24 protein-coding genes are annotated in these 25,771 nt (G+C 71.9%); 14 read left to right on the top strand and 10 right to left on the bottom strand.

All coding sequences use genetic code 11. The features are described from left to right. The first annotated feature begins 32 nt into the window (after nt 1–32). The 3 genes from ACZ4QV_RS21420 to ACZ4QV_RS21410 all read left to right on the top strand — a co-directional run bounded on the left by ACZ4QV_RS21420 (nt 33) and on the right by ACZ4QV_RS21410 (nt 3,078). The gene (locus ACZ4QV_RS21420; RefSeq protein ID WP_361615666.1) at nt 33–1,184 is read left to right on the top strand and encodes an acyltransferase family protein; all 1,152 of its coding nucleotides are present in this window, start codon (nt 33–35) and stop codon (nt 1,182–1,184) included. A gap of 209 nt (nt 1,185–1,393) precedes the next feature. Further along, nucleotides 1,394–1,720, top strand: a complete 327-nt coding sequence (locus ACZ4QV_RS21415; RefSeq protein ID WP_361150292.1) for a YkvA family protein — start codon at nt 1,394–1,396, stop codon at nt 1,718–1,720. A 485-nt stretch (nt 1,721–2,205) separates the two neighbouring features. After that, the gene (locus ACZ4QV_RS21410) at nt 2,206–3,078 is read left to right on the top strand and encodes a helix-turn-helix transcriptional regulator (RefSeq protein WP_467763255.1); all 873 of its coding nucleotides are present in this window, start codon (nt 2,206–2,208) and stop codon (nt 3,076–3,078) included. Nucleotides 3,079–3,089: 11 nt separating this feature from the next. Here the strand turns inward: ACZ4QV_RS21410 and ACZ4QV_RS21405 are convergent, their stop codons facing one another. Continuing rightward, a complete protein-coding gene (locus ACZ4QV_RS21405; RefSeq protein WP_467763254.1) occupies nt 3,090–4,163 on the bottom strand; it encodes a LacI family DNA-binding transcriptional regulator in 1,074 nt (357 codons plus the stop codon). Between the two features lie 158 nt (nt 4,164–4,321). Between ACZ4QV_RS21405 and ACZ4QV_RS21400 the strand changes: the two genes are divergently transcribed. From ACZ4QV_RS21400 to uriT, 8 genes are all read left to right on the top strand, one after another. Beyond that, nucleotides 4,322–5,350 (top strand): SIS domain-containing protein, encoded by a 1,029-nt coding sequence (locus ACZ4QV_RS21400; RefSeq protein ID WP_361150299.1) that lies wholly within the window; start codon nt 4,322–4,324, stop codon nt 5,348–5,350. Nucleotides 5,351–5,435: 85 nt separating this feature from the next. Then, complete coding sequence (locus ACZ4QV_RS21395; RefSeq protein WP_467763253.1) at nt 5,436–6,269, top strand: PfkB family carbohydrate kinase; 834 nt, start codon at nt 5,436–5,438, stop codon at nt 6,267–6,269. 34 nt (nt 6,270–6,303) lie between these two features. Next, nucleotides 6,304–7,644, top strand: a complete 1,341-nt coding sequence (locus ACZ4QV_RS21390; RefSeq protein WP_467763252.1) for an ABC transporter substrate-binding protein — start codon at nt 6,304–6,306, stop codon at nt 7,642–7,644. A gap of 46 nt (nt 7,645–7,690) precedes the next feature. Continuing rightward, nucleotides 7,691–8,572 carry a carbohydrate ABC transporter permease gene (locus ACZ4QV_RS21385; protein ID WP_467763251.1) on the top strand — a complete coding sequence of 294 codons (882 nt, stop codon included), beginning with the start codon at nt 7,691–7,693 and terminating at the stop codon, nt 8,570–8,572. Further along, complete coding sequence (locus ACZ4QV_RS21380) at nt 8,569–9,471, top strand: carbohydrate ABC transporter permease (protein ID WP_361150310.1); 903 nt, start codon at nt 8,569–8,571, stop codon at nt 9,469–9,471. The genes ACZ4QV_RS21385 and ACZ4QV_RS21380 overlap by 4 nt, the downstream gene beginning before the upstream one ends. 72 nt (nt 9,472–9,543) lie before the next feature. Next, on the top strand, nt 9,544–11,169 hold the full coding sequence (locus ACZ4QV_RS21375; RefSeq protein ID WP_467763250.1) for an ATP-dependent DNA ligase: 1,626 nt from the start codon (nt 9,544–9,546) through the stop codon (nt 11,167–11,169). A 308-nt stretch (nt 11,170–11,477) separates the two neighbouring features. Then, on the top strand, nt 11,478–12,425 hold the full coding sequence (uriH, locus tag ACZ4QV_RS21370; RefSeq protein ID WP_361150315.1) for a uridine-preferring nucleoside hydrolase UriH: 948 nt from the start codon (nt 11,478–11,480) through the stop codon (nt 12,423–12,425). After that, a complete protein-coding gene (gene uriT, locus ACZ4QV_RS21365) occupies nt 12,422–13,861 on the top strand; it encodes a uridine transporter UriT (protein ID WP_361150317.1) in 1,440 nt (479 codons plus the stop codon). Before uriH ends, uriT begins: the two co-directional genes overlap by 4 nt. 285 nt (nt 13,862–14,146) lie before the next feature. Here the strand turns inward: uriT and ACZ4QV_RS21360 are convergent, their stop codons facing one another. The 3 genes from ACZ4QV_RS21360 to ACZ4QV_RS21350 all read right to left on the bottom strand — a co-directional run bounded on the left by ACZ4QV_RS21360 (nt 14,147) and on the right by ACZ4QV_RS21350 (nt 17,589). After that, nucleotides 14,147–14,863 (bottom strand): alpha/beta hydrolase, encoded by a 717-nt coding sequence (locus ACZ4QV_RS21360; RefSeq protein WP_361150319.1) that lies wholly within the window; start codon nt 14,861–14,863, stop codon nt 14,147–14,149. 254 nt (nt 14,864–15,117) lie between these two features. Then, a complete protein-coding gene (locus ACZ4QV_RS21355; RefSeq protein ID WP_361150322.1) occupies nt 15,118–15,933 on the bottom strand; it encodes a nucleotidyltransferase domain-containing protein in 816 nt (271 codons plus the stop codon). A gap of 165 nt (nt 15,934–16,098) precedes the next feature. Then, nucleotides 16,099–17,589, bottom strand: a complete 1,491-nt coding sequence (locus ACZ4QV_RS21350; RefSeq protein ID WP_467763249.1) for a selenium-binding protein SBP56-related protein — start codon at nt 17,587–17,589, stop codon at nt 16,099–16,101. 371 nt (nt 17,590–17,960) lie between these two features. Here ACZ4QV_RS21350 and ACZ4QV_RS21345 point away from each other — a divergent pair, with 371 nt between their 5' ends. Next, the gene (locus ACZ4QV_RS21345) at nt 17,961–18,545 is read left to right on the top strand and encodes an AMIN-like domain-containing (lipo)protein (RefSeq protein ID WP_467763248.1); all 585 of its coding nucleotides are present in this window, start codon (nt 17,961–17,963) and stop codon (nt 18,543–18,545) included. A gap of 233 nt (nt 18,546–18,778) precedes the next feature. After that, nucleotides 18,779–19,363 (top strand): dihydrofolate reductase family protein, encoded by a 585-nt coding sequence (locus ACZ4QV_RS21340; RefSeq protein ID WP_361150333.1) that lies wholly within the window; start codon nt 18,779–18,781, stop codon nt 19,361–19,363. A gap of 79 nt (nt 19,364–19,442) precedes the next feature. Here the strand turns inward: ACZ4QV_RS21340 and ACZ4QV_RS21335 are convergent, their stop codons facing one another. The 5 genes from ACZ4QV_RS21335 to ACZ4QV_RS21315 form a co-directional block, all read right to left on the bottom strand. Further along, entirely contained in the window at nt 19,443–19,601 is a 159-nt protein-coding gene (locus tag ACZ4QV_RS21335; RefSeq protein ID WP_170251971.1) for a hypothetical protein, read from the bottom strand. A 121-nt stretch (nt 19,602–19,722) separates the two neighbouring features. Continuing rightward, nucleotides 19,723–20,688, bottom strand: a complete 966-nt coding sequence (locus ACZ4QV_RS21330; RefSeq protein ID WP_361150336.1) for a cytochrome c oxidase assembly protein — start codon at nt 20,686–20,688, stop codon at nt 19,723–19,725. 130 nt (nt 20,689–20,818) lie between these two features. Further along, nucleotides 20,819–21,844 (bottom strand): 6-phosphofructokinase, encoded by a 1,026-nt coding sequence (locus ACZ4QV_RS21325; protein ID WP_361150339.1) that lies wholly within the window; start codon nt 21,842–21,844, stop codon nt 20,819–20,821. 198 nt (nt 21,845–22,042) lie between these two features. Further along, nucleotides 22,043–22,771 carry a type 1 glutamine amidotransferase gene (locus ACZ4QV_RS21320; RefSeq protein WP_030018655.1) on the bottom strand — a complete coding sequence of 243 codons (729 nt, stop codon included), beginning with the start codon at nt 22,769–22,771 and terminating at the stop codon, nt 22,043–22,045. Nucleotides 22,772–22,808: 37 nt separating this feature from the next. Then, complete coding sequence (locus ACZ4QV_RS21315) at nt 22,809–24,047, bottom strand: MurT ligase domain-containing protein (protein WP_030018654.1); 1,239 nt, start codon at nt 24,045–24,047, stop codon at nt 22,809–22,811. 374 nt (nt 24,048–24,421) lie between these two features. On the opposite strand from ACZ4QV_RS21315, the gene def reads away from it, so the two are divergent. Next, a complete protein-coding gene (gene def / locus ACZ4QV_RS21310; protein ID WP_467763247.1) occupies nt 24,422–24,982 on the top strand; it encodes a peptide deformylase in 561 nt (186 codons plus the stop codon). Between the two features lie 21 nt (nt 24,983–25,003). Here the strand turns inward: def and ACZ4QV_RS21305 are convergent, their stop codons facing one another. Continuing rightward, entirely contained in the window at nt 25,004–25,732 is a 729-nt protein-coding gene (locus ACZ4QV_RS21305) for a TetR/AcrR family transcriptional regulator (RefSeq protein WP_361150345.1), read from the bottom strand. Nucleotides 25,733–25,771 lie beyond the last annotated feature (39 nt).

The following is a 25,771-nucleotide window of genomic DNA, read 5'->3' as shown; positions in this document are numbered from 1 at the left end:
CGCCCCCTCACCCTCCCGGCCCGCAGGGAGAGGTGCGGCGGCCCAGACTGCGTGTCCTCGACGGGCTGCGACTGCTGGCCGCCCTGATGGTCCTGGCGTATCACTACATCACGCTGCGCGACGGCTGGGGCGAGGACCCGCAGGCATTCTCCCCGCTCGTCCACCACCTCTCGGAGTACGGGTGGCTGGGCGTCGAAGTCTTCTTTCTGATCAGCGGTTTCGTCATCTGCATGAGCGCATGGGGGCGTTCTCTCGGCGATTTCGTGACATCCCGCGTCTCCCGCCTCTATCCGGCCTATTGGGTCGCCGTGCTGCTGACGGCGGCGGTCCTGACGGTGTGGCCGAACGTCCGCAGCGCGGACAACTGGGAGACGGTGCTGACGAACCTCACCATGCTGCAGCAGGGGCTCGGCGTGCCCGACGTGGACGACGCGTACTGGACGCTGTTCATCGAGCTGAAGTTCTACCTGCTCTTCGCGGTGGTGGTCTTCCGCGGGGTCACCTACCGCCGTTGTGTGCTCTTCTGCGGTCTGTGGACCGTGGCCGGGGTGGTGGCGCTGAAGTCCAACAGCGACCTGCTCTCGGTGTGGGCGATCGCGCCGTACTCCCCGTACTTCATCGCGGGCATCGCCTTCTACCTCATGCACCGCTTCCGGCCCACCGTCCTGCTGTGGGCGATCGTGGCGGTCTCCTTCCTGCTGGCCCAGCACTATCTGCGCGGCCGACTGGTGATGAATCTCGGCGCGAAAGCGGACCTGGCGCAGGGGTGGCCGGTACGGCTGGCCGTCCTGGCGGCCTTCGCGCTGATGGCCGCCATCGCGCTCGGGTGGTTCGACAAACTCCAGTGGCGCTGGCTGTCCACGGCCGGATCGCTCACGTATCCGCTCTATCTCCTCCACATGTACGTGGGTTTCACCCTGATCGACCTGTTGCGCGACCGTGTCCCCGCCCCGGCCCTGCTGTCGGGCATCGTCGTCCTCATGCTGGCTCTTTCCTGGCTGGTGCACCGCTACGTGGAACGGCCGCTGGGCCGGAAACTCCGGACGTCCATGCAGAAAAGCGTGGAGGAAATGCGGTTCCACTCACGGGCGGCGAAAATGACCGGCGCCTCCGTGCCGCCGGCGGAGAAAAGCAGGGAAATCGTGCGCGAGGAACGGAAACCGGACGCGGAATTGCTGCGCTGACGGTCCGGGGTGACCGTGCCGACCCGCGCGGAACTCCCGCCTCGTCCACCCCGTACGTTCTCCCCTGCACCTTTTCGCCTATCCCGTTTCCTCTACGCCGTTTCGTTTCCTTTCCTGTCGCCGCTCGTTGAAGCGGGTGCCGACGGCGCCGGACGAAGAATGCCGGTGCCGACGGGCATTCCCCACGCGACGGAGGGAAGACGTCAGGGATGAGCGGTGAGATGTGGGCGATCGTGGTGATCCTGGCGGTTCTGCTAGCGGCGATGGTCGGCGCGGCGATCGTGCTCCTGGTCAAGGTGGTCCGCGCGCGCCACGCCCTGCGTGACGCGGGTGTCCCCCTGGAGAACAAACTCGCGTACTGGGGTGCGCTGCTCTATGTGATCTCCCCGGTCGACCTGCTGCCGGACCCGGTGCTGCTCGACGACATCGGTGTGCTGCTGCTGGCCCTCCGGTCGTTGCAGGCGGCGGCCGACGCGTCGGGTGTGGGCAAGAGGAAGCGGTCCACGGCGGCGCCTGAGGTGGAAGCGGAAGCCTGAGGCACGGCGAGCAGTCGGCGCCGCCTCGTGGACGTCCTGCGGACCCCGATGCGCCGGGTCGTCCAGCAGCTCCTGGATCATCGGGGTGGCGATCATTCCGCGGTGCACCGAGCTGCCCCGTACCCCCTGCTGCGCGTACTCGACTCCCGGCCGGCCCACGATGCCCGCGGGGTTCGCGGCGCCCGCGGGGTGCACGATGCCCGCGAGGTGCACGAGTACGTACAGGGCGCCGAACCGGCCCGTACGTCCCGGATCGCCTCGCCCGACTCCCGCGTCGAGGCGCCGCCGAGCCGGGCTACGACGACCTCGGCGCCGTCCGCCCCGAGCCGATGGGCCGGCTTCCGCAGGGGCTCCCCGGCGACATCGGTGATCATCAGCCGGGCGACGGCCCCCGGCCCCTGGACGACGGCCGCCGGCCAGGGCCTCCGCTGCCTGGGTGCGGCACACCCGGGCAGCATGCCGGACCTCCGCCTAGCCTTGCCTGCATGGACGACAACCACCTGGGAGATTTCCTGCGCGCACGCCGCGCCGGCCTGCGGCCGGAGGACGTCGGCATGGCGAGTTACGGAACCCGCAGGGTCGCCGGACTGCGCCGCGAAGAGGTCGCCGTCCTGTCCGGGATGAACGCCGATTACTACACCCGCCTGGAACAAGGGCGCGAGCGCAACTCCTCACCGCAGGTGCTCGACGCTCTCAGCCGCGCGCTGCGCCTCGAAGGCGACGCCCGGACACACTTGTACAGGCTGGCCGGGGCGGCCCCGGCCGACCGACCTTCTCCGTACCCCGACCGACACGTCACGCCTGCACTGCGCCAGTTGATGGACGGATATCCCAACACCCCCGCCTTCGTCCTCAGCCCCGCCCTGGACCTCCTCGCCGCCAACGCCCTGGCCGAGGCCCTCTTCACTCCGTTCCGGCCGGCGGACAACCTGGCCCGTATGGTCTTCGCCGACCCCGCGGGCCGGAGCTTCTACGCGGACTGGAACGGGGCGGCCGAGGCCACCGTCGCCAACCTGCGCCAGGCGACCGGCCACGACCCGGACCATCCGCGGCTGCGCGAACTCGTCCGTACCCTCACCGGCCACAGCCCGGACTTCGCCCGCCTGTGGAGCGCCCACGCCGTACGCGGCAAGACCCAGGACGCCAAGCGTCTCCTGCACCCGGACGTCGGCCCCCTCACCCTGACCTACCAGGCATTCGACGTCCGCCACGCCCCGGGCCAGCAACTCGTCATCTACCATGCCGAACCGCACACCCCGAGCGCCCAGGCACTCAGCCTCCTGGGCACCCTCCACGCCACTCGCCGGGACGCCGAGACCGGCCACCGTGCCGAGCCCGGCGGTCACACCCGCTCCTGACCTGTCGTGCTTCACGCCCTCTTCCTCGCCCGCGCCACCGACTCCCGCTCGATGAACTCCGTGGGCAGCGTGGTGTGTTCGGGGTGGTGCGTGCCGCCCTGGACGCGGGCGATCAGGGCGTGTACGGCCTGGGCGCCGAGTTCCTGGACGGGCTGGGAGACGACGCTGACGCGGGGGCGTACGGCGCGGGCCCAGTCGGCGTCGTCGAAGGTGATCACGGAGAGGTCTTCGGGGACGCGCAGGCTCAGTTCGCGTGCGGCGGACAGCACGCCGAGCGCGATCTGGCTGTCCGTGGCGAAGACCGCGGTGGGCGGTTCGGGGGAGTCCAGCAGGTCGCGGGCGAGGAGGGCCGGGTCCTGGCCGTGGAAGGCGCCGGTGCGCAGGTAGGTCCCGGTGTCGTCGATACCGGCTTCGCGGAGGGCGGCGCGGTAGCCGGCTATGCGCGCGAGGCCGGTGGAGCCGGGGTCCACCGGGTCGTCGGTGGGGTCGTTGCCGACCAGGCTGACCAGGGCGATCCGCCGGTGCCCCACGGCGAGCAGTCGGCGTACGGCGTCCTGTGCCGCGCCGTGGTTGTCGACGGTGACGGAGTCCAGGTCGAGGCGGGGTACGCGCCGGTCGAGGAGGACGACGGGGCAGCCGCCGGTGTGCGCGGCCGTGAGGTGGGCGGTGTCCGTGGTGGAGGCGGGGGAGACGATCAGGCCGTCGACGTGCCGGTCGCGCAGGGTCTTCACGGCTGCCCGTTCGGCTGCCGGGTCCTCGTCGGTGTTGGCCAGCAGGACCTGGTAGCCGGCGGCGCGGGCGGCGTCGGTGATGCCGCGGGTGACGCCGGCGAAGAACGGGTTCTGGATGTCGGCGACGACCGCGCCCAGCGTGTGCGTACGGCCGGTGATCATGGACCGGGCGAGCTGGTTGGGGCGGTAGCCGAGTTTCCGCGCGGCGGCCCGTACGCGTTCGCGCGCATCGGGGCTGACGGAGCCGTAGTCGGCGAGGGCCCGGGAGGCGGTGGACCGGGAGACGCCCGCCTCGCGGGCGACGTCGGGGATGGTGGCGGGCCGGTTCCGGCCGCTGCGTCGGTTCGTCGTCATGGCCTCGCCAGGCTATCGGCTGTGCAGGGGTATTGACGCTCCGCGAAGGACGGTGGGAAGGTTCCCGGCATTCCCGCTGGGAACGTTCCCACACCCACGCCGCGGGGCATCCCCGGTCTGTTGTGGGAACGTTCCCAACCTGCTCGGAGAGGATCCACGTGACCACCGCGACCCTGCCCCTCAAGCCCATCACCGAGGACTTCAAGGAGGCCGTGGCCTTCGCCCTGAGCCAGCACGGGACGGCCCGCGCCTTCGTGGACGAGGTCGTCGCAGCCGGTCTGCGCAACGTCTTCCTGGTCGGCTGCGGAGGCTCGCTCACCGCCTCCTACCCGGTGCACTTCCTCCTGGAGACCCGCGCCGGATTCCCCGTCTTCCACATGAACAGCGACGAGTTCAACCTGCGCAAGCCCGCGCTGCTCGGCGAGGGCTCCCTCGTCCTGGTCTCCTCGCACACCGGCACCACCAAGGAGACCGTCGCCGCCGCCCACCACGCCCGCTCCACCGGCGCCAGGGTCGCCGCACTCACCCGCGACGCCGACAGCCCCCTGGCGCAGGCCGCCGACATCGCCTTCACGTACCGCAGCGAGGACACCGTCGTCGCCCCCAAGGGCGTCCTCTTCGGCCAGCTCGCGTACGCACTGCTGGAGAAGACCGGGGTGGGAGGGGACCACGCGGCCATCCGCACGGCGTACGAGGCACTGCCCGACGCCCTCTACACCGCCCAGGAGGAGGGCGAGGCGCTCGCCCACTCCATCGCCACCGCACTGGCCGACGAGCCGGTGACGTACGTGCTCTCCGCGGGCCCCAACTATGGCGCGGGCTACGGCTTCACCATGTGCTACCTGATGGAGATGCAGTGGAAGCACGGCGGCAGCTACCACGCCGGTGAGTTCTTCCACGGCGCCTTCGAGGTCGTCACCGAGGACCAGCCGGTGATCCTCTTCCTCGGCGAGGACGCCACCCGCCCGATGGCCGAACGCACCAAGGCGTTCCTCGACAAATACACCCGCAAGGCCCACTACGTCGACTCCAGGCTCTTCTCGCTGCCCGGCGTGCCGGAGGCGGTACGCGGCGACATCACGCCCATCGCGCTGGACGTCTTCGGCACCCGGCTGGCCCGGCACTACGAGTCCGTGCGCGGCCACGACCTCGACAAGCGCCGCTACATGTTCCAGGTCGAGTACTGAGCCCGCGCCGCCGCGGCCGCCCGGCCCGGAGCGCGTCGGCGCGCCGGGCCGGGCCCCACCGGAGCCAACTGGAGGAACGAGCGGTATGCGCATCTGCGGACTCGGCGACAACGTCGTCGATCGCTACCCCCGGCGCGGACTGATGTACCCGGGCGGCAACGCACTCAACGTCGCGGTGCACGCGGCACGTTGCGGCGCGGAGGCCGCGTACCTCGGCGTCACCGGCAGCGACGCGGCCGGCCGGCACGTACGGGCGGCGCTGGCGGCCGAGGGCGTATCGACGGAACGGTCCCGTATCGCCGAAGGACCCAACGCCTACGCCACCGTCCACCTCGACCGCGACGGCAACCGCACCTTCGGCGACTGCGACGAGACGGTCTCCCTCTTCACCCCGGACGACGCCGACCTGCGCTGGCTGCGCGGCTTCGACCTGGTGCACACCGGTGACTGCAGCGGCATGGAGGAGCAGTTGCCGCGGCTGGCCGCCGCCTGCCCGGTCAGCTTCGACTTCTCGGACCGGCCGTGGAGTTATGCCGAACCGCTGCTGCCCTTTGTGCACAGCGCCGTCCTCTCGCGGCCCGACGCGGACGACGCGGAGGCCGTCGGGCTGCCGGCCGCCGCGCACCGCCTCGGTGCGAAGCTGGCCGTGGTGACGCGCGGTGCCCGAGGCGCGTACCTGTCGTACGAGGGCACCACGCACCACCAGCCCGTGGTGCCCGTCCGCGCCACCGACACCCTCGGCGCCGGCGACTCCTTCATCGCCGCCCTGCACCTCGCCCTCCACCGGGTCCGCCCCCTCGCCGACGCGGCCGGGTACGCCGCCACGTACGCGGCGGCCGTGTGCACGTTGCCCGGCGCCTTCGGCCGGCCCCTCGCCCTCGACGGCGCGGGCCCCCGCGACCCCTCCCGATGTCCCTGACCGATCGTCCGAACTCCCCGCCAGGAGAGAGCCGATGCGCCGCACTCCCGCCACCGTCGCCGGCCGCCTGCTCGTCGCCCTGCTGACCCTGCTGGTCAGCGGGTGCGGGCAGGCCCCCGTCCGCGTCACCCCGAACGATTTCGCCCTCGACGGGCCGCCGCGCGGGCATCTCACCGTCCTGGAGAAGTGGGCCGATCCGGAGTACGCCCCGTACTTCGAGGCGGCGGCCCGCGCGTACGAGCGCCGGAACCCGGGCGTCAGCATCGACCTCCAGGCCGTCGGCGACCAGCCGTACAAGGACCGCATCGCGGTGCTGGCCGCGTCCCGGGAGATGCCCGACATCTACTTCGCCTGGCCCGGCCGGTACGCGCGCAAGTTCGCCGACGGCAAGCTCGCCGCCGACCTGTCGGAGCCCCTCAAGGACACCGCGTGGGGGCGGTCGTTCGAGGCGGACGCGCTGGACGCGTTCACCTTCGGCGGACGCCCGTACGGGGTGCCGCTGGACATGGACGCCAAGGTTTTCGCGTACAGCAAAAAGATCTTCGCGCAGGCCGGCGTCGCCCGGGAGCCGCGCACCTTTCCCGAACTGCTGACGGCCTGCGACCGCATCTCCGCGGCCGGCCGCACCCCGCTCGCCTTCGGCAACCAGTACGGCTGGCCCGCCGGGCACCTGCTCACCCAGTTCAACGCGATGGAGGTACCGCCCGCCGTCCTGGCCAGGGACTACGACGGCGCCGGAGGTACGGAAGCCTTCAGCCACCCCGGCTACGAGCGTGCCTTCGACGACCTCGCCCAGCTCAAGAAGCACTGCATGGAGCCGTCCGGTACGAGCATGAGCCACGAGTCCGCGCAGACCCGGCTGCTGTACGGCAAGGCGGCGATGCAGTACCTGGAGACCCTGGAATTCTCCTACCTGAGCGCCGAGGGCGGCGCCCCGGAGAAGTTCGCGGCGGGCTGGGACTTCTTCACCATGCCCGCCGTGCCGGGCGCGGCGGGCTCGGCCGGTGCCGTCGCCGGAGGAGCGGACGGACTGCTCGTCGCCAACTCCTCCCCGAACAAGGCGCTCGCCGTCGACTTCCTGAAATTCCTCACCGGCCCGGACCAGGCCCGCGCGATGGTGCGCGACCTGGGCTGGCTCAGCGCGGTCAAGGGCACGGCGGACGCCGCCCGCCTGAAGGGGCTGCCCGAGGCGCAGCGCACCCTCACCACCAAGGACATGGCGCTCTGGCTCGACACCCGCGCCGACGACAAGATCGTCAACCCGTACCTTTCGGCGGCCGAAGCCGTCCTCGGGGGCCGCAGCAGTGCCGCGCAGGCGGTGCGTCAGGTACGCGAGGGCGCGCGGCAGGCCCACCGGTTCCGCGTCCGCGACTGACCCCCGACTCCGTACGCCCCGACGTCCCGAAGGAGGTGCCACCGTCATGCAGCGACGCCGATTCCGCCACGCCCTGTACGCCGCTCCCGCCCTCGCCCTGATCGCCCTGTTCGTCTACTACCCGATCGTCGAGAACATCCGGCTCAGCCTCTTCAAGTTCAGCGTCTTCCAGCCCGGCATGCGCTACGTCGGCCTGGAGAACTACCGGCAGGCCCTCCAGGACCCCGTCTTCTGGAAAGCACTCGCCAACAACCTCGGTTACGCCGTCACGTCGGTGATTTTCCAGGTGGGGGCGGCGCTGGTGCTGGCCGCGATCCTGGAAGGGCTGATCGGGCGGCGGCTGCGCGGGCTGCTGCGCACCGTCTACTTCATCCCCGCCGCCGTCTCCATGACAGTCGCCGGCCTGCTCTTCCAATTCCTCTACCAGCCGGACGCGGGCCTGATCAACAGCGCGCTGGAGAGCCTGGGACTCGGCCGGTTCGCGCACGACTGGCTGGGCGACCCGGCCACCTCCATCTGGGGCGTCGTCGCCATGAGCCAATGGCAGTCCTTCGGCTACACCACGATGCTGCTGACCGTCGCCGTCCAGCGGATTCCGCGGGAGCTGTACGAGGCGGCGACCGTGGACGGCGCGGGCCGCGTCCGCACCTTCTTCGCCGTCACCGTCCCGATGGTCCGCGAGATGACGACCCTCCTCGTCATCCTCACCGTCTCCGGCGCGTTCCTCGTGTTCAACGAGGTGATGGTGATGACCGGCGGCGGCCCCTCCAACTCCAGCCAGACACTGGGCACCTGGCTGTACGCCGGCGCCTTCACCGGGGACGACATGGGGTACGCCGCGGCCATCGGCACCGTCATGTTCGCCCTCACCTTCGCGGCCGGTGCCGTCCAGCTCCTCCACTCGCGCCGGAAGGCGGTAGCGGCATGACCCTGACCCTGCACGAGCCCGCACCACCGGCACCGGCCCCGCCGGCCGTGCCCGGCGAACGCCGCGGCAGGTCCGCCCGTTCCGGCTCGGTCGTGCTGCGGGTCCTCACGTACTGCGGACTCGCCGCGCTCGCCGTCGCGGTCGTCTACCCGCTGTGCTGGATGGCCCTGTCCGGCCTCAAGACGAACGGGGAGATCTTCTCCGACCCGTGGGGGCTGCCCGCGCACCCCGACTGGGGGACGTACGCCGACGCGTGGCACCAGGGGGTGCTGGGCTATCTGCTCAACAGCGCGCTGGTCACCGCCGCAAGCGTCCTGGCCGTCGTCCTGATCAGCGCCTGGGCGGCGTACGGGCTGACCCGGCTCGCCATGCCCTGCTCCCAGCCGGCGCTGCTGCTCGTCCTCGGCGCCATGATGCTCTCGCCGACCGTGGCGCTGGTCCCGCTGACGCAGCTCCTCCAGGCGCTGCACATCTACGACACGTACGGGGCGCTGATCGTCCTGTACACCGCGTTCAAGGTGCCCTTCACCACCTTCCTGATCCGCGCCTACCTGCTGGGCCAGCCGGTGGAGGTGGAGGAGGCCGCGCTGATCGACGGGGCGAGCCGCCGGCAGACCTTCTGGCGGGTCGTCGTCCCGATGGCCCGGCCGATCCTGGTCTCCGCGGCGCTCCTCCAGGCGCTCTTCTCCTGGAACGAGTACGCCTTCGCGCTCGTCTTCATCACCGACGACCACCTCAAGACGCTGCCCGTGGGCCTCGCCGACATGGCCGGGCGCCTCAACTCCGACTGGCCGATGCTCTTCGCGGGCCTGACCATCGCCGCGCTGCCGATGATCGTGATCTTCCTGGTCGCCCAGCGGCACTTCGTACGCGGGCTGTCCGAGGGAATCGGCAAGTGAACGGGGGAGGCGCGGCGGGCCGCCGGCGCCGGTGATCGTGCGGGGGAGGCGGTGCCGTTGCAGGATGGCTGCATGCTGCTGGCTCGTCTCGCCCATGTGTCCGGGGAGGTCGCCGCCACCTCGGCGCGGTCCCAGAAGATCAAACTGCTGGCCGAACTGTTCCGCCAGGCCGCGCCCGACGACGCGCCGGTGGCCATCGCCTACCTGGCCGGCCGGTTGCCGCAAGGCCGTATCGGAGTCGGCTGGAGCGTCCTGCGGGACCCCGTGCCGGCCGCGGACACCCCCACGCTGACCGTGCTCGGCACCGACGCGGCCCTGACCGCGCTGGCCGCCGTCGCGGGGCCCGGTTCCCAGGCCGAGCGGCGCCGCCTCGTACAGGAGCTGCTGGGGGCGGCGACCGCGGAGGAGCAACGTTTCCTCACGGGGCTGCTGACCGGCGAGGTACGGCAGGGCGCGCTGGACGCCGTCGCCGCCGAGGCGATCGCCGCGGCGGCCGAGGTGCCCGTCGCGGACGTACGGCGGGCCGTGATGCTGGCCGGATCACTGGAGGAGGTCGCCCGCGGCCTGCTCGCCGAGGGGGCCTCGGCGCTGGGCGCGTTCCGGCTGACCGTGGGCCGTCCCGTCGGGCCCATGCTGGCGCACGGCGCGAAGTCCCTGGCCGAGGCGGTCGACAAGGCCGGACGGTGCGCCGTCGAGGAAAAACTGGACGGCATCCGGGTGCAGGTGCACCGCGACGGCACGGACGTACGGATCTACACCCGCACCCTCGACGATGTCACCGAGCGGCTGCCCGAGATCACCGAGGCCGCGCTCGCCCTGGAAGCACCCTGCTTCGTCCTGGACGGTGAGGTGATCGCGCTCGGCGACGACGGGCGCCCGCTGCCGTTCCAGCAGATCGCCGGCCGCTTCGGCTCGCGGGTGGACGTGGCCGCCGCACGGGCCGCGCTGCCGCTGTCCCCGGTCTTCTTCGACGTCCTCGCCGTGGACGGCCACGACCTCCTGGACCTGCCCGGCGACCGGCGGCACGCGGAACTGGTCCGGCTGGTCCCCGAGGAGCGCCGGGTGCGCCGGACGGTGGTCGAGGACCCGGCCGACACCGCGGCGCGCCGGGCCGCCGAGGACTTCTGGGCCGAGACGCTGCGCCGCGGCCACGAAGGGGTCATGGTCAAGGCCCTCGACGCGCCCTACAGCGCGGGCCGCCGGGGTGCCGCCTGGCTGAAGGTCAAGCCGGTGCACACGCTCGACCTGGTGGTGCTGGCCGCCGAATGGGGCCACGGCCGCCGTACCGGCAAGCTCTCCAACCTCCATCTCGGCGCGCGCGGCCCGGACGGCACGTTCGTCATGCTCGGCAAGACCTTCAAGGGCCTCACCGACGCCATGCTGGCCTGGCAGACGGAGCGCCTGCGCGAGCTGGCAGTGGACGAGAGCGGATATGTCGTGACCGTACGCCCCGAGCTGGTCGTCGAGATCGCGTACGACGGGCTGCAGACCTCGACCCGCTACCCGGCGGGCGTGACGCTGCGGTTCGCCCGGGTGCTGCGCTATCGCGAGGACAAGACGGCCGCCGAGGCGGACACGGTCGAGACGGTACTCGCCGCGCACGAGCGGCCGGGGCCGGACCACGAGCGGCCGGGGCCGGCCGCGGCCGGCGGGCCGGACGGGCCGGACGCCTCCGGGGAGCCGGGGCGCGACGACTGACCCCTGCGTCCCGCGAGCCCGTCCGACCCCGTGACGCCCCGGATGCCCGTCCCGCCCGAATGCTCTGGCACTATGACGGGACAGGGCCCCGATCGCTGGTCAGGGCTCTGGATGGCGGCAGCGCCGTCGTGAAATCGATTACCCGCACCGTGTCGAAGGGGAGGTGCCCGGCAGCACCAGCCGTGGTCGGCCCCGTCCGCCGGGCCCGGTGCGCCGCCGTCCGTCCGCGCTCTTCCGGTACCAGCCCTCACAGCTGTGCACCAAGAGATCCACTTCAACACCTTCAGCTGAGCAAAGGGGCTCTTCCGTTGGCCAGAAAGATCATTCTCGACTGCGACCCCGGGCACGACGACGCCATCGCCATGCTCCTGGCGTACGGCAATCCCGACATCGACCTGGTCGCCGTGACCACCGTGGTCGGCAACCAGACCCTGGAGAAGGTCACCCGCAACGCGCTGTCCGTGGCCCGCATCGCCGGTATCACCGGCGTGCCCTTCGCGGCCGGCAGCCCGCGGCCCCTCGTCCGGACCATCGAGAACGCGCCCGAGATCCACGGCGACACCGGACTGGACGGCCCGGACCTGCCCGAGCCGAACGTCGAGCTCGACCGCCGGCACGCCGTCGACCTCATCATCGACACGGTGATGTCGCACGAACCGGGCGAAATCACCATCGTTCCCACCGCCGGCCTGACCAACATCGCGCTCGCCGTGCGCAAGGAGCCCCGGATCGCCGAGCGCGTCCGTGAGGTCGTCCTGATGGGCGGCGGCTTCCACGAGGGCAACTGGAGCGCGGTCGCCGAGTTCAACATCGTCATCGACCCGCACGCCGCGCACATCGTCTTCAACGAGCGCTGGCCGGTGACCATGGTCGGCCTGGACCTCACCCACCAGGCGCTGGCGACCCCCGAGGTCACCAAGAAGATCACCGACGTCGGCACCAAGCCCGCCAAGTTCGTCCTGGAACTGCTGGACTTCTTCCGCGACGCCTACCGGGAGAACCAGGGCTTCGAGTACCCGCCGGTGCACGACCCGTGCGCCGTCGCGTACGTCATCGACCCGGACGTGATGACCGTGCGCAAGGCGCCGGTGGACATCGAGCTGACCGGCGGCCTCACCATGGGCATGACCGTCACCGACTTCCGCTGGCCGATCCCCGAGGACTGCCGCACCCAGGTCGCCGTCAAGCTCGACCACGAGCGGTTCTGGAACCTCGTGGTGGACGCCCTGGAGCGCATCGGCGACGTCGAGGCATGAGCGCGCCGCACACCGCCCGGCCCGCCGAAACGACGGGCCCAGGGCGCTCCGTACGGGTCGGCGTGCTGGTCACGGCGCTGCTGACGGCCTGTGTCGCCTTCCAGCTCAACGCCAGCATGCTCAGCCCCGCGCTGAAGAGCATCGAGGACAGCCTCGGCGCCACCTCGGCCGAGATCGGGCTCACCCAGACCGCGTTCTTCACCTCGGCGGCGCTGTTCTCGCTGTTCCTGCCGCGGCTCGGCGACATCGTCGGCCGTCGCAAGGTGCTCGCCGGGATGATGGCCCTGATGGTCGTCGGCTGCATCGTGGCGGCGCTGGCGCAGAGCGTGCCGATGCTGTTCGTCGGCCGCGTCATCCAGGGCGTGTCCGGGCCGACCGTCCCGCTGTGTCTGATCATGCTGCGGGTCGAGGTCACCGAGCCCAAGCGGTACGGCACGCTGCTCGGCGTGATCACCGCGGTCAACGGCGGCATCGCGGGCATCGACTCGCTCGCCGGCGGCTACCTCGCCGACCGGCACGGCTTCGCCGCGGTCTTCTGGGCCATGGCCGTCGTCGCCGCGATCGCCGCCGCCCTCGTCGCGGTCATGGCGCCGGAGTCGAAGGCTCCCGACAGCCACCGGATGGACTGGCCGGGCGTCCTGCTGCTCGTCGTGTCGGTCGGCTCGCTGCTCGTCGCGCTCAACGAGGCGGGCAAGCTGGCCGCCGCGAACTGGCCGCTCATCGCGGTCCTGGTGGTCGTGGCGGCGGTCGCGTTCTGGCTGTTCTGGCGCACCGAGGACCGCTCAGGACACCCCCTGGTCGCCACCCGGCACCTGCGGCAGCGCTCGACCTGGGCGACGCTGCTGACCACGATGCTGACGATGACGGGCGTCTTCGCCGTCATGAACGGGCTCATCCCCGCCTTCGCGCAGGATGCGCAGGCCGGGCTCGGCATGTCGGCCGAACAGTCCGCCTGGTGGACGCTCACGCCGTACGCCATCGCGGGCCTGGCCATGGGCCCGATCGCCGGCCGGCTCGCGGCGACGTACGGGTACGGGCGCATCCTGCGACTGGGCCTCGTCGGCGCGGCGGCGACCGTCGTCCTGATGATCGTCACGCTCTCCGCCCACTCCAAGGGGCTGCTGCTGGCCGCCTCCATCCTGGTGGGCATCACCTACGCGGGCGTGGCGAACATCGTGCTCAACGGGCTCGGCATCGTGCTTTCGCCCAAGGAGAATCCGGGCTTCCTGCCCGGCCTGAACGCCGGCGCCTTCAACCTCGGCTCCGGCCTCAGCTTCGCGGCCCTGTACGCGGTCAAGACCGCCGTACCGGCCGACGACCCGTCGTCCGCCTCCGGCTACACGGCCGGAATGATCGCGGGAGTCGTCATCATGGCCGTCGCCCTCGTGGCGTCGTTCCTGATCCCGAAGCCGGTGGAAGCCGAAGCACATGAGTGAACGCCGCTGAGCGGCACCGGACGGCCCGGGCTCTCCACGCAGGGGAGGCCGGGCCGTCGTACATGGCCGGAGACCCGCAGCGCGCGGACCGGCGGCGGACGCTCGTGATGGGGAGTTCGGCCGGCGCGGTCGCAAGGCGTTGACGGCCCCGAGGATTTCCTCCGACCGCTCACGGCGCTCCTCCCTGGTCAGCTTCGCGCTGCGCCGCAGATCTCGTAGCCGGTGCCTCGTGAGCCGGAGCGCGGCATCCGTGCCCCGGACCCGTTGAGCACCGTGCCACGGACCTCAGGCGCGCTGCCCTGGAACGGTGGCGGCGATCCGCCCGAGCAGGGCGGCCAGCTCGGCCGGCGCCGCCAGGAAGGGGGAGTGGCCGGTGCCGAGACGTTCGACGCGGGTGGCGTTCGCGGACATCTTCGTCTGCATCGCGGGCTGGAGCGCCCGGTCGCCCTCGCAGATCACGTAGGTGGACGGCACGGTCCGCCACGCCGCGCGGGTCACCGGCTCCTGGAAGGACCGCCGGCTCTGCTCGACGAGCCGTCCGACGGCCTGCGCGGCCACGTCGTCCGGCACGTCCCCGTACAGCGACGCACGCGGGTCCTCGAAGATGGAGGGCTGGACGCCGTCGAGGTCAACGCCCTTGGCGGCGTCCCGGCCGTGCAGGCTGCCGAGCGACTCGCCCTCCGACGGCATGTACGCCGTGAGGTAGACGAGGTGGGTGATGTGCGCATGGCCGACGGCGGCCTCGGTGACGGGGATGCCGCCGTAGGAGTGGCCGACGACGACCACCGGGCCTTCGATCCCGCGCAGCCGCGCCGATATCGCTTCGGCGTCGTCGTACACACCGGCGGTGGGCGTGCCCTGCGGGCCCGAGCTGGGCAGGTCGACGGTGTGGGACTCGAAGCCGTCGGCGGTGAGGGCGTCCTGCAGGGCGGACCAGCACGTGGACCGGTGCCAGGCGCCGTGGACGAGGAGGAAGGACGGGCGGGTTGCGGTGGTGGACATGGGGCGGGGCTCCTGGTGGTCGGACGGAAGAGGACGGCCGAAGGCCGGAGGGTGCGGGGGCGGCCGACGCGGCGGACGTACGGCGTGCGCGGTCGTGGGCCGGCCGGCCGGTGCAGGAACTCCCGTCCCGGCGCAGCCCTTCGCACGATCATGGAACACGACGGGCGACGCTCCGCGCCAGCGCCTTTCGGCTGCTCGGATCCGACATCGGGCCCGTCCCGACCACCCTTTTCGACACACCGGCCGACATCGGTTCAGCGTTCCGCCGTCGCGTCCTCGACCACCATGGCGACGAAGTCCGTGGCGGCTCTGCGGCGGGCGAAGGGGCTGCGCAGGGGGCGGGAGGGAGTGGCCGGGGGCGCGGTGACGGAGCCGTGCAGGCGCAGGGCCTCCTCGATCACTGGGTGCCACTCCGGGGCGAACGTCTCCAGGGCGTAGCGGCCTGCGGCACTCTTCGAAACGATCTCCCCGGTGGCCGCCGTGTGATGGAGACGGCTGACTCCGAGCACTCCCCAGGCCGTCGCCCAACCGCCCAGTGCGGCCAGCCCCGTCAGGGACAGCGGTGCGCGGTGCGCGGTGTGCCAGCGCCGCCAGTAGCCGCCGAGGTTGCCCAGCGTCCAGTCGTACAGGGCGGCCCGGTCCGCACCGACCTCGAAACCGCCGGGCACCGGACCGCGTACCGGTACGGCGTGCTTCGTGAGGACGGCCCAGGTCACCGGGTTGACCTCGAAGGCGTCGTCCGTACGGAACTTCCCCCGCAGCGTGTACGGAACGGCGGGGCAGGAGGCGTACCCGGCGGCGAGATCCTGCCAGGTGACGTGGACACCGTCGAAGTACGGGCGCGGGTGCTGGGCGCGCGTCTCGGCGTGCGCCTGCCGCAGGGCCACGACGTCCTCCGCCGTGAGACGCCGGGCGGTGACGGCGACGAAGTCGACGTCGCTGCGCCCCGGCCGGAAGTCGCCCAGGGCGATCGACCCGGTCAGATACAGCCCTTCGACCAGGCCGGGACGCGACCGGTCCGCGCTCGCGAGGAAGGCGCGCACCACGGCCTCCACCGAAGGATGCGCCACACGTCTCCGTGCGCTGCCCGATTCACCGTGCATGGTCCGTGTCCTCCCGTCCGCCGGCCGACGCGGCGGTGGTTCCGGTCGAGTACCCCGTGTCCCGTGTCACGCGTGTGACGGGCGAACGGTTCCGGTACGGAATCCGTCCGCCCGCCCACCGGCCGGCCGCGGTCAGCGGTAGCAGTACGAGTCGGACGACGCGTCACCGCCCTGCAAGCGCGTCTGGTGGACGCGCAGCCCGCGGAAGTCCTCGCCGTGCGGGAAGAAACGGGGGTCGGGGGCGAGGCCGCCGTGTTCCGGGTCGGCGTCGAGTTTGGCGAGCCAGGGGTGGAAGCCGTCGGGGTAGAACTGGTCGTCCCAGGCGCCGTAGAGGCTGTTGGTGAGGTACACCCGGCGCCCGTCGCGGCTGAGTTCGACCATCTGCGGGCCGCCGGTCAGCGGCAGGCCCGGCGCGGCCGGGTGCGGCTGCCGGGCGGTGATGCCGCCGAGCCGTACGGACGCGGTCCTGCGCGGACGGGCGGGGTCGCTCACGTCGTACTGGTGGAGTTCGCCGGTGCCCCACGCCGACACGTACAGCCAGCGGTCGTCCACCGACAGGTTGATGTCGGTGACCAGCGGCGGCACCGCGCCGAACGGCTTGAGGACCGGCGGCAGCGCGTCCTTCTCGGCGGGCTCCGCCGGGATGGTGATGACCTTTCGCGCCGTGAACCGGCCGTCGTCCTCGCGGTGCCACAGCCACACGGACGCCGACAGGTCCGCCACGCTCACCACCACGCCCGCGAAGCCCCACGTCGCCGCCGGGTCGTGCGCGGGCCGCAGTTCCAGCACCATCTGGTGTTCGTCGCCCAGGTCGACGCGTTGCAGGTGGCGGCCGGAGTCCAGCTCCCAGAAGTGCAGCGCGTGGCCGTACGCGCGGCCGAGCAGCAGCTCGGGATCGACACCGTTCTCGACCATCGACGGGGTGCCCCACTCGCTGGTCACCGCGATGTTGTGCTGGAGGTGCCACCACACGTCGTAGGCCAGGCGCTGCGGGCCGCGGTCCGTCTCCCAGGCGCGCAGGACGTCGAAGGTCTCGTGGTCGAGCAGCGCGACGCCGCCGGGACCGTCGTCGCCGTGCGCGCCGCCGAGGCAGGAGAGCAGGACGCCGCCGGGCCCGCAGTGGAGGGTGTGCGGCCGTGAATAACCCGCGGCGTCGGCCAGTTCGGCGGGTTCGATCACCTTCACGAGGCGGGGGCGGGCCGGGTCTGGACGGGTGTCGAACACGTGCAGCCGGGAGGAGCGGAGTCCCGGCACCAGTAAGTAGCGCCGCTCGGGCTGGTGGTGTCCCTCGTGGGCGAGGGCGCTGGAGCACGCGTTCCAACCGAAGTGGTGGAGTTCGTCGCCGAGCCCGGGTACGTCGGCATGGTGCAGCACCCGTCCGTACGAACTCGACGCGGGGTCGGTGTCCACGACGATCAGCGCGTCCGGGCGCCGGGCGGAGCGGTCGAAGCCGACGAGGTAGGCGAGCTTCTCCGGGGGAGCGGCGACGGCCTCGGAGGGTGTGCGGTAGAGGGTGGGGTCGGGGTGGCCCGAGGGGTGCGCGCCGGTCGTGCGGCGGGTGTGGTCGGTGCCTTCGGGGTGAGCGGTGCGGGAGGTCCGACCGGCATGGTCAGAAGTAGTCATCTTGGGGCTCTCCTCGGCTCCGTGGCCGGTTCCCCGGCCCTGCCTGGCCGATCGGGCCGGAAACCGCGCCGGACTGTCCGTAACAGGCGGCCGTATCGGCATGCGTGCGCACCGGCGCCGGCGGGACGGCACGCCCGGGTCCGGCTCCGCGATGGCAGCGAGCCTCGCACAGGGCCTGCGTGCCGCCAAGGGCACACCGGCCGCGGACGGGCGGGCGGTGGCCGGAAGTCGCCGACCGGATGTCCGATTGTCAGACCCGTACGCGATGATCGCCTGTACGGACCGGCCGGATCCGACCGGCCGGACCGCGCAGTGAACGGGCCGCCGAAGTCCGGCGGTTGCCGTCCGAGCAACGAGATACGGGGTAATTGATGCGACGTTTGGGCACTGTGCTGACCGCGGTGGTGCTGGCGGGCGCGGCGGTGTCGGCGACGGCTGTGTCGGCGACGGCCGCCCCGGTGACGGGGGCCGCACCGGCCGCCGCGCCGTCGGCCACGTGCGACACCGGCGGCTGGGGGAGCGCCCTGAAGTCCGCCGACGCGCACGACCACAAGCCGCTGAAGCAGATCAGGGCCGGGCAGCACGCCTGCTACGACCGGCTGGTCTTCGAGGTGCCGACCGCGGGCGGCAAGCCGGTCGGCCACCGGGTCGGTTACGTGAAGGAGCTGCACCAGGACGGTTCCGGCGACCTCATCGAGGTCGGCGGCGGAGCCGTCCTGGAGATCCGGGTGGCGGCGCCGAGCTACGACCCGGAGACGGGCAGGTCGACGTACCCGGGCGAGGCCGGCAAGCCGCTCCCGGGAGTTGACGTCAAGGGCTACCGCACCTTCAAGGACACCCGGTTCGGGGCCAGCTTCGAGGGGGACACGCAGATAGGTCTGGGGGTCGCCAAGCGGCTCCCGTTCCGCGTGATCCAGCAGAAGAACCAGCTCATCGTGGATGTCGCCCACTCCTGAGCGGCGGTCGGCGCGGGATCGCCCCGCCGGTGGTCCGCGCCTGAAGGCCGGCCGGTCGACCGTACGACCGGTTGGCCGGCGGTCCGCTTGCCCACGAGAAAGGGGTTGCGTAACCACTACGCTTGGAGCACTCTATGTGAAGTGGTTATGGCGTGTCGGCATGTCCGTGCGTCCCCACGGCCGACCCTGACCGCGACGCGCCCACCGCGTCGCCGGCGGAAAAGAGGACCACCTTGCGCAAGCTCACCTACTTCGTCGCCTGCTCGATCGACGGCTTCATCGGCGATCCGCACGGCGACGCGTCGTCGATGATGCGGTACGTGGACGCGGAGTTCCTGGAGTTCCTCAAGACGGAATACCCGGAGACCGTCTCCGCCGAGGGCCGCGCCGCCCTGGGCTTCCACGGCGCCGAGAACCAGAAGTTCGACACGGTGATCCAGGGCCGCGGCAGCTATCAGGTGGGCCTGGACGCCGGCGTCACCAGCCCGTACGGCCACCTCCGCGAGTATGTGGCCTCCCGCAGCCTCGGCGCGTCGCCCGACCCGAACGTGCACCTGATCACCGACGACCTCGTCGGCGCCGTCCGGGCCCTCAAGGCCGAGGAGGGCGGCCTGGGCATCTGGCTCTGCGGCGGCTCGCAGCTCGCGGGTGACCTGCTCGACGAGGTCGACGAGCTGGTGATCAAGACCTATCCGCAGGTGTACGGCTCCGGCATGCCGATGTTCGGCACGGACTTCACGGTCACCGACTTCACCCTGGACGCCGTGCGCACCTTCGACAACGGCGTGCTCGTGCGGAAATACAGCCGCAAGCGCTGAGCCCCGGCATACGGGCCACGGGCCCACGCGCCCCGGCGTGGCGCATACCCGGCCCGGCGCCGCACGCGTCCGCCGGGCCTCAGGACGGCCGTGCCGTCACGATCCCGATCGTGACCAGGGCCAGCACCACCCAGGAGAACCAGAGCCAGCCACTGCCGCCCAGCGCCACGGTGTAGGCCGTCGCCACGACCAGCCCGCCCACCGTGATCGCCGCCATCGCCTTAGCAGATCCGGGCATCCCCGCAACCTCCTCACGGCGGCCCGGCGGCCCAACGCCACGGGCCGCGGCCTCAAGGACATCGTCCCCGGCCGCGGCCCGTACCGCCACCTGTCGTGCCTGACCTCCGGTCAGTAATCGGTCACCCCGCGCCGCCCCCTTGGCCACGGGCCTGGAGGGAGGCCAGATACGCGTTGTAGGCCGCCAGCTCCTGGTCGCCGTCCCGGGCCGCCGCGCGGTCCTTGCGCTGGTTCTGCCGCTCCTCGGACTTGTACCACTGGTAGAGGAGCGCGACGAGCACCAGCACGGACGGGATCTCGCTGAAGGCCCAGGCGATGCCGCCCGCCGCGCTCTGGTCGCCGAGGGCGTCGATCCCCAGCGAGGCCGGCGGGTTCTCGAACGTCTTGATCATCGTCTCGGTGCCCATCATCAGGGCGATGCCGAAGAACGCGTGGAAGGGCATCCCCGCGAACAGCTCCAGCATCCGCATGACGTAGCCCGGCCGGTGCGGCCCGGGGTCCACGCCCATGATCGGCCAGAAGAAGACCAGGCCCACCACCAGGAAGTGCACCATCATCGCGATGTGCCCGACCCGGTACTGCATCAGGAAGTCGAACAGCGGCGTGAAGTACAGCGCGTACAGGCTCGCGATGAACATCGGGATGGTGAACGCCGCATGGGTGATCACCCGCATGTACCGGCTGTGCAGCAGCGCCACCAGCAGCTCACGCGGCCCCTTGCGGCCCCGCCCGGCCGCCGGCAGCGCGCGCAGCGTCAGCGTCACCGGCGCGCCGAGCAGCAGCAGGATCGGCGACAGCATGCTGATCACCATGTGCTGCACCATGTGCACGCTGAACATGGCCATGCCGTAGTCGTTGAGCTTGGTGCACATCACCAGCGCCACGGTCAGCACACCGATGACCCAGGCGACCGTCCGGCCCACCGGCCAGTGATCGCCGCGCCGCCGCAGCCGCAGCACCGCCCAGCCGTACAGAATCAGCCCCACCAGGCAACCGACCAGGAAGAACGGGTCTCCGCCGAACTCCATGCCGCGCCCCAGCGTGAACGGCGGCAGATCCATGTCCATGCCGTGCCCGCCGTGATCCATCCGCTCGCTCCTGATTCGTACCGATACTCCGCGACCAGACTAGAACCGCCCCCGGCCGGAGCGTCGGCCGGGGGCGGCTGCACGGCCGCTTCGCACCCGTACGCGCCATCGCAGGCGCCGGCGGCACCGGCTACAGGACGCACTCCGTCTCGGCGTACCGGTCCCCGGGCACCGTCTTCAGCGTCTCCACCGCCTCGGCCAGCGGCACCAGCGTGATGTCCGTACCGCGCAGCGCCGTCATCATCCCGAACGCGCCGCGGTGCGCCGCCTCCACCGCGTGCCAGCCGAAGCGGGTCGCCAGCACCCGGTCGTACGCGGTCGGCGTGCCGCCCCGCTGCACATGGCCCAGGATCACCGCGCGGGCCTCCTTGCCGAGCCGCCGCTCCAGCTCCAGCGACAACTGCCGGGCGACCCCGGCGAACCGCTCGTGCCCGTACACGTCGGTGCCGCCCACGTCGAAGGCCATCGTCCCCTCGCGCGGCTTGGCGCCCTCGGCGACCACCACGATCGCGAACTTCTTGCCCGCCTCGAACCGCTCACCGACCTTGCGGGTCAGCTCCGCCACGTCGAAGGGGCGCTCCGGGACGACGACGGCGTGCGCGCCCGCCGCCATCCCGGAGTGCAGGGCGATCCAGCCCGTGTGCCGGCCCATGACCTCGACGATCAGGACCCGCTGGTGCGACTCGGCAGTGGTCTTCAGCCGGTCCAGGGCCTCGGTGGCCACCCCCACCGCCGTGTCGAAGCCGAAGGTGACATCGGTCGCGGCGATGTCGTTGTCGATGGTCTTGGGCACGCCGACGATCGGCAGCCCGGCGTCGGACAGCAGCCGGGCCGCCTTCAGCGTCCCCTCGCCGCCGATCGGGATGATCGCGTCCAGCCCCAGCTCGGCCACGTGGCCGCGGGCCCGTTCCACGCCGTCCCGCAGGTGCGCGGGCTGCACCCGGGACGAGCCCAGGATGGTGCCGCCGCGCGCCAGGATGCCGCCGACGGCGTCCAGGTCCAGCTTGCGGTAGTCGCACTCCAGAAGGCCCTTCCAGCCGTCCCGGAAACCGATCACCTCGTCTCCGTGATCGGCGGTGGCGCGGTGGACGACGGAGCGGATGACGGCGTTCAGACCGGGGCAGTCGCCGCCGGAGGTGAGCACACCAATACGCATGTTTCGCAGACCCTCTGCACATCGGAGCCCGCCCTCCGGACCACGGCCGGGCGCGGGCGCGGGCTCTCGACCGGACGCCCGGACCCCGTCGTCCGGCTGGATGGCGCTCACCCTACAAGCGCGAGGACCCTGGGGTACACGTACGCCCGCAGTGCGGACACTGCGGGCGTACCCGGTCGTACGGCGTGCGGCGAATCGTTACGCGGGCTGCGTGGCCGCGGCGATGCGCTCCTGCCGCAGCGCCTCGTACCAGCGGTCGTCGGCCGGCGGCAGCGCGTTGACGTCCAGCGCCAGCTTGATCAGCAGGTCGGCGATGTGCGGGTTGCGCGCCATGACCGGGCCGTGCATGTACGTACCGAAGACGGTGTCGTTGTACGCGCCCTCGTAGCCGTCGCCGACACCGTTGCCCTTGCCGAAGCGGACCCGGGCGAACGGGCGGGCCGTCTGCCCCAGGTGGGTCACGCCCTGGTGGTTCTCGAAGCCGGTCAGGGGCGGCAGGTTGAGCTGCGGGTCGATGTCGGCCAGGACGTCGCCGACGCACCGCTCGCCCTCGCCGCGGGTGCTCACCACGTCCAGCAGGCCCAGGCCCTGCTCCCGCTCCCCGAGGTCGTTGATGAACTCGTGGCCCAGGATCTGGTAGCCGGCGCACACCGAGAAGACGATCGCGCCGTTGGAGACCGCGCGGTTCAGACCGCCGTCGCGGCGCAGCCGCTCGGCCGCCAGCCGCTGCGGCCGGTCCTCGCCGCCGCCGATCAGGTAGATGTCGCCGGAGGTGGGGATCTGCTGGTCGGAGCGGACGTCGAGGCGCTGGACGTCCAGGCCGCGCTGGCGGGCCCGGCGCTCCACCACCAGGGCGTTGCCCTGGTCCCCGTACGTGCTCAGCAGGTCCGGGTAGATCCAGACCAACCGCAGGCTGTTGTCACTCATGCTCGCTCGTCCTTGTCGGGAAGGTCGCTGGTTCACGTCAGTTCCCCACTCGCCGGCGGAGGTCCTGGAAGGCGGTGTAGTTGGCGATGACCTCGATACGGCCCGGAGGAGCCGACTGCACCGCCTCGTCCACCGTGTCACACACCCGGAAGTCCAGGCCCGCGACCTCCAGGCGGACCGCCAGGTCCAGCTTGCGGTCGCCGATCACGAAGATCGGGTGACCGGCCAGCCGGGTGTAGTCGACGTCCCACAGCCAGGAGGTGTCCGTGCCGTCCGCGCCGCGTGCGTTCACCGACAGGATCACCGGTGTCGGCGGCGGGTCGATCAGCGAGAACGTCTCCAGCCAGCCCGCCGGGTTCTTCGCCAGCAGCAGACGCAGGTCGCGCTGCAGGAACGAGACCACGTCGTAGCGGCCCGCGACGGCCTGGACCGAGTACATCCGCTCCAGGGCGACCTGCGGCGGCACGCCGAACGCCGCGGCGACCGCCGCCGACGTCGTGGCGTTGGCCTTGTTCGCCCGGCCCGGCAACTGGAGCCGGATCGGCCAGGCGCTGCCGTGCGGGTCGAGTACGTGGTCACCGGAGAGCGCCCAGCTCGGCGTCGGCCGGCGGAAGCCGCACTCGCCGCAGAACCAGTCGTCGCCGGGGCGCTGCATCACACCGCCGCAGGACGGGCAGGACCAGGCGTCGTCCTTCCACTCCTGGCCCGCCGCGACCCACACCACGTTCGCCGACGACGAGGCGGCCCACACGATCAGCGGGTCGTCGCAGTTGGCGATGATCAGCGCCTTGGAGCCGGCCAGCCCCTCCCGCCAGTGCTCGGCGAGCATCCGGGTCTCCGCGGCGCGGTCGAGCTGGTCGCGCGAGAGGTTCAGCAGCGCTATGGCCTTGGGCGTCACGTCCCGCGCCACGCCCGCCAGGTACTTCTCGTCCACCTCGATGACGCCGAAGCGGGCGTCGGAGCCGCCGGCCAGCGCGGAGGTGATGCCCGCCGGCATGTTGGCGCCGAGCGCGTTCGAGACGACCGGGCCGCTGGCCCGCAGCGCCTCCGCGATCAGCCGCGTCGTGGTCGTCTTTCCGTTGGTCGCCGACACCAGCACCACGTCCAGGTGCCGGGCGAGCCGGGCCAGCAGGTCGGGGTCGAGCCGGAGCGCCACCTTGCCGCCGATCACCGATCCGCTGCCGCGGCCCGCCGCGCGCGACACCGCCGCCGCGGCCTTGCCCGCCGTCACGGCCAGCTTGGCCCGCGGCGACAGCGGCTCCGTGTTGCCTGCCATCGTCCTTGATCCTCCTTGCATCCGGCGCCCTCCCGCCTTAGGGCGTTTCTGATGGATCTCCGCGGCGTCGCGACTCCCGGCACGCACCCTCGCCGCACGGTGCGAAGGGACAGGTGGCTCCGCCACATGACCCTTCGCGCCGCACGCCGAGCGCACGCACCGGACGCCGCTCCTTCCCCACGGAGATCCATCAGAAACGCCCTAGGGCTGCCGGTGGAACGCCTCCTCCGGAGCCGATGACCGGCCGGAGGCTTCGGTCGGGGATCAGCCTATCGAGATCCGGCGGCGGCCCCGAATCCCGCTACCCGTGCCGCGACCTCCGCGGCCCGCGACGACCTGCGTCGTCACACGTGGCAGAACGTACGCTTACCCCCATGCGTTCCCGCTCGATCCCCGGCAGCTCCGGCCGCCCGCGCCCCCTGCGCCTGCTCGGCGACCCGGCCCTGACCGCGGTCTGCCGGGACGTCACCGACTTCGACGCCGGGCTCGCCACGCTCGTCGAGGACATGTTCGCGACGATGTACGCGGCCCAGGGCGTCGGCCTGGCGGCCAACCAGGTCGGCGTGCCGCTGCGGGTGTTCGTCTACGACTGCCCGGACGACGACGACCGGCGCCACCTCGGACACCTCGTCAATCCGCGCCTGGTGGAGGCCGACGGCGTCCTGGTGCGCGGCCCCGAGGGCTGTCTGTCCGTGCCCGGCATCGAGGCCGGCACCCCGCGGTACGACCACGCGGTGGTGGAGGGGTTCAGCGTGACGGGCGAGCCGCGCATTGTGTCCGGCACCGGCTTCTTCGCCCGCTGCCTCCAGCACGAGTGCGACCACCTTCAGGGCGGCCTCTACCTCGACCACCTCACCGGCCTGCGCCGCCGCCGGGCCCTGCGGGCCGCGTCCCGCGCGCCGTGGGCGGGGCGGGAGCGGGCCACGGGCTCCTGACCGATCCCGGACCCCGGTGTCTCAGAACCCGGGCCCGCCCAGCCGATCCCCGGCCGCCGCCAGCCGCCCCCACAGCAGGTCCGCCAGGTGCTGCACCAATTGCGCTCGCGAACAGGGGCGTTCGCGCAGCCACCAGTCGCCGGCCGCGTGCATCATGCCGACGATCCCGTGGCCCCACACCCGTGCCAGCTCCTCGCCGCCCGGGCCCAGGTCCAGCCGCTCGCCTATCACCTGTGCCAGTTCCTCGCCGAGCCGGCGCAGCAGCGGCGCGGAGTGCCGGCCGACGTCGAAGCCGGTGTCCTTGTCGGCGCCCGGTCCCTCGTCAGAGGGGTGCATCAGGAACCGGTAGACCTGCGGGCGGGCCTCGATCGCGGTCAGGTAGGTGTCGAGCGTCGCCTCGACGCGGTCCCGGCGCGGTACGGGTGAGTCCAGCGCCGCCCGCAGTCCGTCCAGCAGGGCGTCGGTGTGCCGTACGGCCAGGGCCCGGTAGAGGCCGCCCTTGTCGCCGAAGTGCCGGTACAGGATCGGCTTGGTGATGCCGGCCTCCGCCGCGATGGCGTTCATCGAGGCGTCCGGACCGTCGCGCAGTACCACCCGGTCCGCGGCCTCCAGCAGTTCGCGGCGCCGCCGCTCGGTGGCGGTCTGCTGCCGCCGTACCGTGTGCGGCGGGTCCGCCGCGGCGCCGTGCCGTGCCGCGGGCGGCTCCACCGCGGTGGCCTGCTGCCGGCCGTCGTGCTGGGTGTTTTCCATGTCCCACTCCCCGCCCTCGTGAATCCGTGACGCTCGCGC

This window comes from Streptomyces sp. NPDC026394, assembly GCF_055567735.1.
The sequence above is the reverse complement of the archived record's forward strand: the minus strand, read 5'-3'. Positions and strand labels throughout refer to the sequence as shown.

Excerpts from the sequence above, each read along its gene's own strand:
- ACZ4QV_RS21415 (WP_361150292.1), top strand. The coding sequence starts at position 1,394 with ATGAGCGGTGAGATGTGGGCGATCGTGGTGATCCTGGCGGTTCTGCTA.
- def (WP_467763247.1), top strand. The coding sequence starts at position 24,422 with ATGCGTTCCCGCTCGATCCCCGGCAGCTCCGGCCGCCCGCGCCCCCTG.
- ACZ4QV_RS21320 (WP_030018655.1), bottom strand. The coding sequence starts at position 22,771 with ATGAGTGACAACAGCCTGCGGTTGGTCTGGATCTACCCGGACCTGCTG.
- ACZ4QV_RS21325 (WP_361150339.1), bottom strand. The coding sequence starts at position 21,844 with ATGCGTATTGGTGTGCTCACCTCCGGCGGCGACTGCCCCGGTCTGAAC.
- ACZ4QV_RS21405 (WP_467763254.1), bottom strand. The coding sequence starts at position 4,163 with ATGACGACGAACCGACGCAGCGGCCGGAACCGGCCCGCCACCATCCCC.
- ACZ4QV_RS21410 (WP_467763255.1), top strand. The coding sequence starts at position 2,206 with ATGGACGACAACCACCTGGGAGATTTCCTGCGCGCACGCCGCGCCGGC.
- ACZ4QV_RS21330 (WP_361150336.1), bottom strand. The coding sequence starts at position 20,688 with ATGGATCACGGCGGGCACGGCATGGACATGGATCTGCCGCCGTTCACG.
- ACZ4QV_RS21345 (WP_467763248.1), top strand. The coding sequence starts at position 17,961 with ATGCGACGTTTGGGCACTGTGCTGACCGCGGTGGTGCTGGCGGGCGCG.
- ACZ4QV_RS21335 (WP_170251971.1), bottom strand. The coding sequence starts at position 19,601 with ATGCCCGGATCTGCTAAGGCGATGGCGGCGATCACGGTGGGCGGGCTG.
- ACZ4QV_RS21390 (WP_467763252.1), top strand. The coding sequence starts at position 6,304 with ATGCGCCGCACTCCCGCCACCGTCGCCGGCCGCCTGCTCGTCGCCCTG.
- ACZ4QV_RS21375 (WP_467763250.1), top strand. The coding sequence starts at position 9,544 with ATGCTGCTGGCTCGTCTCGCCCATGTGTCCGGGGAGGTCGCCGCCACC.
- ACZ4QV_RS21350 (WP_467763249.1), bottom strand. The coding sequence starts at position 17,589 with ATGACTACTTCTGACCATGCCGGTCGGACCTCCCGCACCGCTCACCCC.
- uriT (WP_361150317.1), top strand. The coding sequence starts at position 12,422 with ATGAGCGCGCCGCACACCGCCCGGCCCGCCGAAACGACGGGCCCAGGG.
- ACZ4QV_RS21385 (WP_467763251.1), top strand. The coding sequence starts at position 7,691 with ATGCAGCGACGCCGATTCCGCCACGCCCTGTACGCCGCTCCCGCCCTC.
- ACZ4QV_RS21315 (WP_030018654.1), bottom strand. The coding sequence starts at position 24,047 with ATGGCAGGCAACACGGAGCCGCTGTCGCCGCGGGCCAAGCTGGCCGTG.
- ACZ4QV_RS21380 (WP_361150310.1), top strand. The coding sequence starts at position 8,569 with ATGACCCTGACCCTGCACGAGCCCGCACCACCGGCACCGGCCCCGCCG.
- ACZ4QV_RS21395 (WP_467763253.1), top strand. The coding sequence starts at position 5,436 with ATGCGCATCTGCGGACTCGGCGACAACGTCGTCGATCGCTACCCCCGG.
- ACZ4QV_RS21305 (WP_361150345.1), bottom strand. The coding sequence starts at position 25,732 with ATGGAAAACACCCAGCACGACGGCCGGCAGCAGGCCACCGCGGTGGAG.
- ACZ4QV_RS21360 (WP_361150319.1), bottom strand. The coding sequence starts at position 14,863 with ATGTCCACCACCGCAACCCGCCCGTCCTTCCTCCTCGTCCACGGCGCC.